This window comes from Paenibacillus amylolyticus, assembly GCF_047302515.1.
Taxonomy (GTDB): domain Bacteria; phylum Bacillota; class Bacilli; order Paenibacillales; family Paenibacillaceae; genus Paenibacillus; species Paenibacillus amylolyticus_G.
Genome location: NZ_CP168019.1, coordinates 2,054,005 through 2,066,770 on the forward strand (window position 1 = coordinate 2,054,005; position 12,766 = coordinate 2,066,770).

The 12,766-nt window shown below is 43.0% G+C and carries 8 protein-coding genes; 1 reads left to right on the forward strand and 7 read right to left on the reverse strand.

Annotation, left to right across the window (positions count from 1 at the left end):
- Positions 1-9: 9 nt before the first annotated feature.
- The 7 genes from ACDJ59_RS09050 to ACDJ59_RS09080 all read right to left on the reverse strand — a co-directional run bounded on the left by ACDJ59_RS09050 (position 10) and on the right by ACDJ59_RS09080 (position 11,685).
- Positions 10-3,054, reverse strand: coding sequence for a glycoside hydrolase family 2 TIM barrel-domain containing protein (locus ACDJ59_RS09050; RefSeq protein WP_413408477.1), 3,045 nt, complete (start codon positions 3,052-3,054; stop codon positions 10-12).
- 310 nt (positions 3,055-3,364) lie between these two features.
- Positions 3,365-4,969 (reverse strand): response regulator, encoded by a 1,605-nt coding sequence (locus ACDJ59_RS09055; protein WP_413408478.1) that lies wholly within the window; start codon positions 4,967-4,969, stop codon positions 3,365-3,367.
- A gap of 1 nt (position 4,970) precedes the next feature.
- Positions 4,971-6,731 carry a sensor histidine kinase gene (locus ACDJ59_RS09060; RefSeq protein WP_413408479.1) on the reverse strand — a complete coding sequence of 587 codons (1,761 nt, stop codon included), beginning with the start codon at positions 6,729-6,731 and terminating at the stop codon, positions 4,971-4,973.
- A gap of 111 nt (positions 6,732-6,842) precedes the next feature.
- Positions 6,843-8,399: an extracellular solute-binding protein gene (locus ACDJ59_RS09065; protein WP_413408480.1), complete on the reverse strand. Its 1,557-nt coding sequence runs from the start codon at positions 8,397-8,399 to the stop codon at positions 6,843-6,845.
- A 73-nt stretch (positions 8,400-8,472) separates the two neighbouring features.
- Entirely contained in the window at positions 8,473-9,336 is an 864-nt protein-coding gene (locus ACDJ59_RS09070; RefSeq protein WP_064637980.1) for a carbohydrate ABC transporter permease, read from the reverse strand.
- Between the two features lie 10 nt (positions 9,337-9,346).
- A complete protein-coding gene (locus tag ACDJ59_RS09075; RefSeq protein WP_413408481.1) occupies positions 9,347-10,303 on the reverse strand; it encodes an ABC transporter permease in 957 nt (318 codons plus the stop codon).
- A gap of 224 nt (positions 10,304-10,527) precedes the next feature.
- On the reverse strand, positions 10,528-11,685 hold the full coding sequence (locus tag ACDJ59_RS09080; RefSeq protein ID WP_413408483.1) for a glycoside hydrolase family 88 protein: 1,158 nt from the start codon (positions 11,683-11,685) through the stop codon (positions 10,528-10,530).
- 179 nt (positions 11,686-11,864) lie between these two features.
- Here ACDJ59_RS09080 and ACDJ59_RS09085 point away from each other — a divergent pair, with 179 nt between their 5' ends.
- Complete coding sequence (locus ACDJ59_RS09085) at positions 11,865-12,755, forward strand: helix-turn-helix domain-containing protein (protein ID WP_413408485.1); 891 nt, start codon at positions 11,865-11,867, stop codon at positions 12,753-12,755.
- Positions 12,756-12,766 lie beyond the last annotated feature (11 nt).

The window sequence follows — 12,766 nt, forward strand, 5'->3', positions numbered from 1 at the left end:
CCATTATTTCTATTCATCCTCTTTGAAGATCGGCTTCAGCCATAGCTCAAAAGTAAATGCTTTGTCAACCAGTTGATAAGCATCCAGCAATTGCGGACCAACGGACGATGAACCCACGCCACTCATTTTATAATCCAGCTGAACGACCGTTTCCTGTCTCGGTTTAAGATCATACGTATGTGAAGCAGCAGCCAGATCTTCGGGCGTATAGTGTGATGCATTGAAAGAGAAGGGCTGGGAAGAAGCAAATTTCATACCCATACCGAGCAAATTTGTAACCATCGCCCATTCCGTTCCAAAGCGAGACCCATTCTCCTGTGGCATTACATAATCATCCTCGAAGAGATCATGTACGCGTGTAAGATACCTGCCTCTGCGTGCGCTCCGATGTTTATCCAGATAGCTTTCATGTGGTCCATACCCGTAATATTCAACTTCCTCATTCCCGGAAGGCATGATCCATTCCAGTCCGAACCTCGGCAGATAAGGGAAATTCTCACGTACATTCACACGGGTTTGCAATTGGATTACACCGTTGTGTTGCACATTCCAGATCGCCTCACCATGCAGAATGGGATACCGATCTGAAGCGCCTATAGAGTATTTTACGCTTAGGGACACACCGTTTTCCGTTTGCTCCCAAGTCGTTCCATATATTTTCGTTTTGGCACGGTCATACCCTTCTTCACGCCATTTGCCCAGAATATAGGTATCGTTATCAATCGGTGCACGCCAAATGTGGAAACGAAGCGGTTTCGCAAGCATCTCCAGCCCTTCCCGTGTAATACTTGCAAATGCCCCTTGATCCAAATTAAATTCATATCGATATCCGTGACCTGTCATCACTAATGTTCCTTGATGCTCATCCGCATGAACATGGCGATAAGCTATGGGTTTGGTCGTAATCTCATCCTGCATTCGGGCAAGGGATTGAGTTTCATGGATGATGAACTGGGCAAAAGCGACCTCATACCCCATACTCGCCCAAGTGGTCTCCTTATTGTTCCAGAAGGACAGGGTCAGCTCCGCCGCCTGACCGTTCAATGCGGTAAAGTCATACGGAAGCGAAATACGCTGCTCACTTCCGGCTTGTGCTTCAAGCTGCCAAATCTGTCCCTGCTGTACAGTAACGCCATCCGATGTGATTTTCCAGTGTAGTCCAATATGAGACAGGTCTACAAAGTCGTGACGATTGATCACGCTGAAAGATCCCTGCGACAGATCTATAGCTTCTACATGAATCGGGGCATGGATTTGCTTCAGCTCAATCAAACCCGAGTGCGGCTTCCGGTCTGGTGAGACCAGCCCGTCGATACAGAAGTTGCTATCATGGGGAGAATCTCCGAAGTCTCCGCCATAAGCATAGTAAGATTGACCCTCTGCCGTCTTGGACGCGATTCCATGATCCGTCCATTCCCATATACATCCGCCCATGAGCTGCGGGTATGCATAGATGAGATCCCAATAATCCCCAAGATCCCCACAACTGTTACCCATGGCATGGCTGTATTCGCATAGGAACAACGGCTTGTGGTTGGTCTCATCTTCGATATATTTACGTACTTCATCGTAGGTAAAGTACATCTTGCTTTCTACATCCAGTGATTGGGTATTGGGATGTCCTCCAAATTGCGCAGCGGTTCCTTCGTAATGCACCAGTCTGGACTCATCGCGGCTTCGAATCCATTCGGCCATAGCGATATGATTGTCGTGATAGCCTGATTCATTACCCAGTGACCACATGATGACTGAGGCCTGATTCTTGTCACGCTCTACCATGCGAACCGCCCGTTCTATGAATGCTTCTTTCCATGTTGGATCAGCTGAGAATTGTTGGTAACAGCCATCTTTGAAATTACCTGCTTGGCCAATGCCATGGCATTCCAGATCCGCTTCATCAATGACATACATACCGAACTCATTGCACAATTCCAGGAAACGTGGGTCATTGGGATAGTGAGCCGTCCGAATCGTGTTGATATTGTATTGCTTCATTAATTTGATATCCTCGATCATCGCTTCCATCGGAATGGTCTGCCCCAGCTCCGGGTGGGAATCATGCCGATTGACTCCCTTGAGCTTGACTGCTTTGCCATTGATCCGGAATACGCCTTCATGCACATCTACCGTTCGAAAACCTACAGAAGAGAGAATCACTTCATCCCCTGCTGTCAAATATAAATCGTACAGGACCGGATTCTCTGCACTCCACATCCCAGGTTTCTCCACTTCCAGTTTTAACGCACCTTTGTCTTCAATTACACCATCGGCTGCTGCAACCAGCCTGCCTGAGGCATCTTTAAGTTCAGCCTTCACGTACAAGCGGCCTGTGGTTTCAATCTCGGACACCAGCGTGACTTGATTACCCGCTGCTGCAAATTGCTGTTTATGAAAAACATCACGAATATGTGCTTTGTCCCGTGCCAATAGGTATACATCCCGATATATCCCTGAATAACGCCACATATCCTGATCTTCAATATAGGTTCCATCACACCATTTGAGTACCATCAAGGCCATACGGTTTAATCCAGGCTGAAGATATTCGGTTAGATTAAATTCTGCCGGTATCCGACTGCCCTGACTATAACCTACGTATTGACCATTGACCCAAAGATAGAAACAGGAATTCACACCTTCAAAAACAACGAACCTTTCTTTTGTATCCCATTCTGAAGATATTTCAAAATCCCGAACATACAGACCTGCCGGATTATCATTGGGTACGAATGGCGGATCACACGAAATCGGATAGTTATAATTAATATACTGAAGCTGATCGTATCCGTTTACTTGCCAACAGGAAGGGACTGTTAGATTGTCCCACTCTTTAACATCAAACTTCTTTTGATAAAAAGCTTCATGGACCTGAGCGACACTGGCATGAAACTGAAATTTCCATTGGCCGTTCAACGTCTGGAAATAGGGTGACTTGCCCCTCTTTCGTGTCTTGGCACTCACAGCATCATGATACGGGATGTAGTAGGCTCTTGCTGTCTCCCGATTTACGTGTAGAGTGGTTGGATCTTCCCAATGTTTTGTAATGTCCAGCATATCAACATTCCTCTCTATATGTTCTATGAGATCAACTAGCGATTTCACATTTCAGTTAAAAAGTAAAGCGTTTTCAACAAAATTTTATAAATGCTTGAGCTAAACTAGGGTATCTCAGCATTTTGCATCTTTCACTTCCTCGCAAAAACCTTATCTATGTGTATCCTATATATTTTCCAGTGGCATGAGAAGCCAAAATCCACTTGCAATGGTACCCAAAAACAACTGAATTCCAAAAAAGGCAGAACGCCAGGAGTTGGAATTTCTCCCTAGTGTTCTGCCTTTTTATGATATTGTATGATTCCAATGGTTAATTTTGATATTGCTTCTTAAACTCGGAAGGTGTCATGCCTACTTTTTTCTTAAAGACGTCGCTGAAATACGATCGTTCTTCGTATCCAACTTCCATGGCGACTTCTTGAAGCGTTATTCCCTGTAAAATCAAAATTTTTGCCTTCTCAATTCGTTCTTGCACCACAAATTGCAATACCGATTGGTTGGTTACTTTTTTGAACAGGTTGGAGTAATAGCTGGTACTTAGGTGTACCTGTTTGGCATAATCCGCTACGGATGCATTCAGGTGCAGATGTTCTCGAATATAGGCGATAGATTCATTAATGACCACATGTGCAGTCTCTTTCTGCTTCTTGCCTATGTTCTCACAATACATATGACAAATTTCGGCCACGATGGACTGTAACTCGGTCAGTGAATCTGTATCATATGTCAGCTTATGAATCTTGCGATCGAAGAAATGTGGTTCTACAAACTCCAGATCTTCGTTGATGGCATTACGAACGTTGACCATTAACTCAATCCAGAACATTTTGACTTTATCGGGTGTAGGCATGGCCTGACTGTCTTTCCATTCACTAAAAATGCCATCCAGTACCTCATTAATTTTGCTCGTGGCCCCGGAACGAAGCAAGTATACCAACTCACGCTCTTTTTCCGACGAAAATTTCACATAAGTCGCGTGATTCTCAGCATAGATTGGATAAGCGAATACACTGTTACCTCCAGTGTAGAAGTTATAGGACAAGGCATACATGGCCTGCTGATACGTGATGGGTAATTCGTGAATATGCTCGACCTTGGTGCCGACGCCAATGGATATAGAGTAACGCGTGTATCTCTCCACATTCTCTCGGCAGGCTTCAGCGATTTTCAGCATTTCCTCATTGTCTGCATCCGCACGATCGTTCACAATACATACGAAACGGTTAATATCGTCCCTGAACACAACGGCCCCGGTAAATGTACGAATCGTCTCCTCCAAAATATTCTGTAATGAGAATCGCTGTAATTCAACATCACTTACACCGGCCTTATTCGTGTAATAATTATCCATCTCCACGGTAAATACCGTGAAATAATGGTCATTCATGTTGACGTTCAGAAAATCCCACTTCTCCTTCACCGTTTCCGGATGGGAAGAATAACGCACCAGTAGATTCAGGTACTCCTGCCTCAACAAGGGCATACTCTCGCGCAATTTCCGTTCCACATCCATGAGATGATGACGACTTTCTTTTTCTTTTTCCAGCTGCACCTTGGCTCTGCATATGGTCTCCAACAATTCATTCGGTGTAAAAGGTTTCAAAATATAATCAAACCCGCCAAGATTGAGTACTTGCTGTGCGTAGCTAAAGTCCGAATATCCACTAATAAAAATAAGCTTCGCACCGGATTGTTTCGCCTGCTCAATCATTTCAATGCCGCTCAGTTTCGGCATCCGGATATCTGTAACGATAATATCGGGTTGTTTCTCTTGAATGAGCTTTAATCCATCCAGACCATCATACGCGGTACCCACTACTTCTATGGCATAATCGTCCCAAGGCAAGTCATGTGCAATACCATCAACGACAGCAGGAATATCATCGACAATGACCAATGAAAATGTGTGCTTCATCTTAAGATGCCCCCTCGATTTCAAGCGGAATGAGAATTTCGATGCTAGTTTGTATATATGGTGTACTGGTTACATTGAATTCTGCTCTGCTTCCATAGTACAAGGAAAGCCGTTTACCAATATTTCTGAGCGCGAACCCTTCACAATCCGACACAACCAAATGCGGATTATCTGCCTCATGCTCCTGAACGTCGAAGCCTTGACCATTATCAATCACTTTCATCTGCAGGAACTTATTGACTACCTTAACCCTAATATGAATCTGTCCCTCATTTCGATAGTCTTTGAAACCATGCAGGATGCTGTTTTCTACCAACGGTTGCAACAACAATTTTAGCGTGGAAAGCTGCTTAATCTCCTCATCACATTCAATCGTGTATTCAAACAGGCTCGCATAACATAGCTTTTGAATCTTCAAATACTGGGTTACGTGCTCCAGCTCCTTCCCCACCGTTGTGAGCTCTTCACCGTTGTTTAATCCCACACGGAACAGAGCCGATAAGGACATAATCATTTCTCGGACTTCTTCTTGTTTGTTGGAGTGAGATTTCCACAGAATGGTATTTAACGTATTATACAAAAAATGCGGATTCATCTGAGCCTGCAACGCCTTCATCTCGGCGATTCGTTCGGCATGTTGTGCATCCATTCGCTCCCTGGTAAGAAGTTCAATCTGATCCAGCATGCTGTTAAACCTGAAGCCGACATGAGTGAACTCATCTTTGTATTCGCCTTGAAATCGAACAGACCAATCGTTATGCTCGACTTTCTTCATGACGGATTGTAACTGATTTAATGGACGCAGTAGTAAACTTGTTAATTTTCGTGATACCAGCAATGCCAATAGACCGAATATAACGATGACACTGATCGTGACGAGTTGAATCAAACGTACATCTTTTAAAAGCACATTTCGTTCAGTAAGATGCACAATTAACCAGTTATCCGGAAAAGCCACTGTGGAATAATTCACCAGATAACGAATATGGTTGACTGTATATTCAAAATGTCCCTTATTATCCTTCAATCGGCTTCTGAAATCAGAGTCGGATGCCAGTTGACTGGAGAGGGAATCGGCTTCAAATGCTAGTTTTCCGTTCTCGGTAAATACAACAGGAATGGCATCTCCACTGTTTTTGAGCAAGTACTCCTTCAAGGCACTCTCACTCACATCAACGACTATATGTGTATCTGCCGGTGCATTCTGTACGATAGGCACAAACATCAAACTGAGTACGTTCTGACCAGTTCTAAACAGATCATCTGGATGTGATTCCACCCATCCTGGAAGATGTCCCTTTTCTAAAAAAGGATATACGTTGCTCTCTGAGAATGGAATTCCCCCAGTGCGATTATCTGGGTTAGAAAAGTACTCGCCAACAGGAGTGTTAACCAAGATGGACGTGATACCCGGCTCAATGAGCTTCATTTGAAAAATAGGCGTTTGTAGAGACTGATTCAACTTGAAATGATCATAATAGCTGAGTTCACCGCCCTTTGCCGTCTCCTTAAGCAACTGATTAAACTGATCGCTGGACATAAAAGTCAGCACGGCAAGCCGAATTTTGCGCAGTTTTTCCTCCAAAGATTGCGCTGATTTATCGATAATCCCCTGATTAAGGGAATACGATTTGTTCTCCAGTACCCGGGAGGCAATAAGATAAGATGTTCCTCCGCAGACAACTACAGCAATCATCGTAAACAAAATTAGTGATAATTGTATGCGCTCTCGGAATGTAGTTGAATATAGCCATTTTTTCATATTCATTCTCCCGATAATCAATAATTCATAGTATACCGTACTAACCGCATAAGAATATATAGCAATAGAGAAGCCTGTTGGCTTCTCCATTGCTGCTACACTGTTATGTCACTATTGGATACTTAGGTAACGAGCGTAAGCATCGTTGTAGATTTGGATATATTCTTCTACACCGAGATTTTTCAGTTGAGTTTTGTACGCCTCAAATCCGGCCTCCACATTTTCACCACCCATGACCCAGGTCTGCGCTTTCTCTGCAAAATACGTATCAATCTGGCCTTTCAACGCATCTAGACGTTTTTGCTCCTCTTTTGTGAAGTTCAACGTTGGCAGTACATAGTTATCAGAGATGATGTTTTTATCCTGGTATTCCTTAATGCCTTTCAAAGCAATTTCATTCGTCCATTGTTCTTCATAAGAGAAGTCCTGCCATGCCCCCATTTTCGGCAATTGTGCGCCAAAGGCTTCTACCAAATAGCCATTAACCGCCGGTTGGCTTAAGACTTCCTCTGTGAATTTCGGCTTGCCATCAACCATGGTGTAGGACTTGCCTTCAATCCCAAAGTTGAACAATCGACGTCCTTCTTCACTCCACCAAAAGTCAAAATATTTTACTGCATCTTCGATATGCTTGCTTTGTGCCGTAACGCCCCAACCGAATCCGCTAAGCTGAGCACGCTTGCCTACTTCATACACATTTCCAGAAATACTTGCAGGCGGAGCAAACGGGATAAAGTCGAGATTTGGAACATCTTTGCTCAGAGATTGATTAAAGTTGGCTGTACTCGCAAACCAGTCATGTGTGGAACCTGCGGTATTGTTGCCCAGCAAAACCTCCCGTGCTTTGGAGCGAGTATAGATCTCCTTATCGATCAAGCCCTCTTTATACCACTTGGCAATGTTCTCGATCCCTGTTTTGAATTGATCCTCATAAGGGCCATATACGATTTTTCCATCTTTAATGTAGAAAGAATGATAGGCATCCCATAGAGGTAACAAGCTATACGCTCCGACTACATTGTCCCGCTGCATGAAAGGTACTTCATCCTTCTTCCCGTTTCCGTTCGGGTCCTGATCACGGAAGGCTTTCAATACCTCGTAATATTCGTCCACTGTTTTCGGTGTTTCCAGCTTTAATTTGTCCAGCCAATCCTGACGGATAAACCAACCGGTGGAAGCGCTACCATCAGCAACAAAAGGAATAGCATATATATTTCCGTCAGCAGCGGTAATTGTTTTTCTCACTTCTTCATGTTCATCAAGGAACTTTTTGAAGTTGGGCGCCAGTTTATCGATATAGTCATTCAGTGGTTCCAATGCACCCTCGGCTCCTATAGAGTTCAGGTCCGCCGTGTAATAACTAACGATATCCGGCAGTGTTCCAGAAGCTAGCATCAGGTTATAGGCCTGCTTCTCTTCTCCGCCAGCAGAAGCCACGTTGTTCAAGGTTACCCCGGTGAGCTCAGCAGCTTTTTTCAGAACAGGTGAGTCCATCTTGACTACACCCGCATCATCAAAATAGAAGATGCTCAGATTTGCCGATTCTTGGCTTGATGAACTTTGGGATGGAGTTTGAGTATTGCTCCCGGTTTTGTCTGAGCTACACGCTCCGAGTACGGATGCACTCAACAATAGAGATGCCATTAATAATGCTGCTTTCTTTTTCACACAAATGCCCCCTCTGTGATAGTCAAACTTCTATATCAAAATGCAGTCGGATGGGACAACATTCGGATATTCCTTATCCCTTTAACGAGCCAATCATGACACCCTTAACAAAATATTTCTGAATAAATGGATACACCGCAATAATCGGAATAATGGCAACCACGATAGTAGCATATATGACAGTTTCTCCAGTTGTAAAGGATACATCGTTCATCATGTTCTCCGATGGTTTCATCTGTACAACAAGTCTGTTCAGCAAAACCTGTAACGGAAACTTGCTTTCATCGCGCAGCATGATCATTGACCAGAAGTAACCGTTCCATCTACTTACGGCGTAAAACAAACCAATTGTAGCCAGCGGAGCTTTCGAAAGTGGAATGACAATACGCATCATCACACCTATATCTCCCGCACCATCAATGCGTGCCGCCTCTTCGATCTCTTCAGGAAGAGATTGAAAGAATGTACGCAGAATAACAAAGTTAAATGTACTTATCGCAAACCCGATAATTATGCCAAATCGATTATCTAGCAAACCAAGACTCTGGAAGTTCAGGTACATCGGAATCATACCAGCATTGAAAATCAGTGTGAAAGAAATGATCAAATTAATCGTTGTCCGGCCTTTCAACCTTTTCTTCGCCAGTGGATATGCACCACAGATCGTTAAAATCATACTTGTTAATGTGCCGACAACCGTGTAAAAAATCGTATTGCCGTAACCGGTCCAAATCCCTTTCTCACCCAGCACTGAAGTATAAGCTTCCCACGTAATTCCTTTTGGAAACAGAAGAACCTCTCCTGACACTACTGCCTGTGGGGAACTTATAGACGCAGACAGGACATACAAGAACGGATACAGGGTCAGACAGGCGAACAAACCCAGAATAATATAGTTGAATACATAGAATACTTTTTCTCCACGACTCTCCATCATAAGCTATCACCTACCATAGTCCAGATTCTGTATATTTCTTGCTTAGTTTATTTGCTGCAATGATCAGAATAAATCCAACAACCGAGTTAAACAGTCCGACAGCTGCCGCCATATCATACCTTCCGTTTACGATACCTTCACGATAGACATAGGTACTAATAACATCCGCAGTTGCGTAAGTTACCGGTTGGTAGAGAAGAATTATGGCTTCATACCCTACTTCGAGCAAGCTACCGATCTGCAGTATGAGCATGATCATGATCGTTGGAAGGATTCCTGGGATCGTAACGTGAAGTGTACGTTTCCATTTGCTTGCTCCATCAATAACAGCAGCTTCATACAGTTCCGAATTAACACCAGATAACGCAGCAATATAAATGATGGCCGCAAACCCGGTACCCTGCCAAATGTTCATGGAGTTCAGTATGGTTCGGAAGAAACTCGCATCAGCCAGGAAGTAAATTTTATCTCCACCAAACTTCTCAATAATCAGGTTGACTATACCGTTTCCGGGAGCCAGGAAATTAGTAACAATTCCCGCTACGATAACAACCGATATAAAGTGGGGCATATAAGTAAACGTTTGCACAACTTTTTTGAATTTGGAACTCTTGACCTCATTGAGAAGTAGAGCAAAAATAATTGGTGCTGGAAATACAAATAGCAATGCGTACAAGCTGATAATCAGTGTATTCTTTAACACCCTGTAGAAATATTCACTTTTTAAAAATTCTTGAAAGTGTTGAAGACCTACCCATTCGCTACCCTGAATTCCTCTGAATATGCTATAGTCCTTGAATGCAATCTGTATGCCGTACATCGGCTTGAATGCAAACATGACATACCATAATAAAAAGGGAACTAGTAGCAGATAAAGGAACCAGTCTCGTTTAATCAAAGCCCATAATGTAGATGTCCTCTTTACGATCTTGGCATTGTACGTTTGAATTTTCGTGTTTGTCGTCACCTTGTCTAAGGCCTCCTCCATATCCTCGTCTATGTGTTTGTTTGTTGTGAAATCATCTTAACATGGAATACAAATGACCCATGAGGTAAAATCCAACGCCGTTAGTACGGAAAAACAACTATGTTTCGTAATGAAAATGTTAACCAAAAACGAGGACTCGCTATGTAAGCAAGCCCTCGTTTTCATTCTCAGCGGAATATAATTAAATGCATAACTCAAACAGTTCACCAGAAATACAAGTCAGTTCCTTTTAACTTATAAATGGCTTCGATAAAGTAATAATCTCCATAAATAATAGATTGATGATGCTCTTTGGCATGATACGCAGCTGATCCATTTTTGAGGATACAATCGCATTCTGTGGTCCAGTCTGCTCTGTCTTCATCCAATGTTTTCAGTAATTTAAGTGCAGGTTTAAGATATAGATCCTTCTCATGAAGTTCGACTGCCTTGGAAATCTCAATAAGTCCGCAAGCTGCAATTGCTGCAGCCGTTGAATCTTCATATGCTGGCTCCTTCGGTTGTCTAAAGTCAATAGGAATAATTCCATTATCCGGAATGTTGGCGATAAAGTAGTGAGCAATGCGCTTCGCCGTATCAAGATATTCCTTTTTGCCTGTATGAATGTAGCTCATCATAAAACCGTACAATCCCCACGTCTGACCTCTCGTCCAAGATGAGCCTTCAGCATACCCTTGCCCACCATATGATTTTATAACATCCCCTGTAAACGGGTCGAATTCAACAATATGATTGACGGAACCATCAGGACGTACAAATGTGTCCATGACCGTATCCGCATGCTTGAGGGCAATCTGCATGAATCGTGGATCTCCGGTTTCTTCCGTTGCCCAATAGAGTAAGGGAATGTTAAACATACAGTCAATAATGGCCCATCCTCGAGTGTCTTCTCCACTGATGTCGTTCCATGCGCGAATAAACTCTCCCATCGGGTTGTAACGTCCTGCCAACAAGTTGGCAGCGTGAAGCGCCCGTTTGCGAGATTCAGGATTCTTGGTCAGTTTATAGTTTGCGACACTGGTTGGCAGCCACATAAATCCCACATCATGATGCAAACCGTAATACTGCTGCAAGCCCGCATCGAGCTTGTCTTCTGAGATATTTGCAATAGCTTTGTACTTCTCCTGACCCGTGTTGTGATACATCTGCCACATCATTCCGCCCCAGAAACCATTTGTCCACCAGTTAATGCCGTCTGCATGTGTACTACTAGGATTTTCAACAGATCGGTCATCATGTACACCATTAACGGTTGTGTATGGAATTTTATTTTTGGATTTGTCACTCACCCAGTCTAATTTTTGAATGATCCGTTGCTCAATATCTTGCAACCAGATACTCTGTTTTTCTATGTTTAACATCCCAATTCCCGCTTTCCTGTTTTAGATTCACATTCATTTTCTAATGAGAACAACATCAGTCTAACATGCTAAAACCCGTGAAAGTTATGCTATGTTTAAAGAAAATAACGTTCTGTTGTACTTTTGACAAACGAGAAAGCAATGCTACAATTTAGTAAAAATGGTGTGGAGTGATTGTCATGGAAGTTGGTTTTGAATCCGTTCCATTTCATGGACAACCTTTGATCTGGACAGACCGTCATCGAACAAGTAAAACAAATAGCAGTTTTTATCATTGGCACCAGTGCTGCGAGTTTTTGATCGTATTTGAAGGTAAGGGCACAGTGGTCATGAATAACAAGACCTATCCAATTAAGCCGGGGATGCTCTATGTATTCCAGCCATTCGAAATACACAAAGTCTTTGCTAAAGTAACTCATGAAAGTCATTACGAAAGAGCAGTGATCCATTTAGATCATGTGGTTATAGATCAGTATTTAAAAGACTATCCACGTCGCAGAGAATGGTTTGATCGTTTGTGCTATTCCAGTGAGATTGAGCGCGCATTTGACTTAAGCAGAGATATGGATCTCTTTAGCTACTGTATGGAAGATTACGGACAAATTGCTCACATGGAACAAGGTGAATCCCGGGAGGAAATTACCGTATTCGTTCTTCAGTTTCTTAGTGCTATGGCAAGGATCTTCCCTAAAGATCAATCGGAACCCAGTCTTACTCGGCGCAAGAAAGAACATTCTGAGCTTATTATGCAGTGGTTGGATGAACATTATATGGAATCTAACATTCTCAACAAGCTGGCAGACCAACTGCATTTCACAAGATCCTATGTGTCCCGGCTTTTCAAGAATGAAACTGGAAGCAATTTGAGCGAGTATCTTACTGCCAAACGAATTAAAGTAGCAGCTCATATGCTGGAAACGACAACTATGTCGGTTGAATACATAAGTCATCACGTAGGCTTCCAGAATGTTTCACATTTTATCTCGTGTTTCAAAAAAACGTACCAGGTCACACCTTTGAAGTATAAGTTAAATCAAAAAAAGAGCGGGTTGGAGAGCCATGAAGTATAGCATTCAAAACC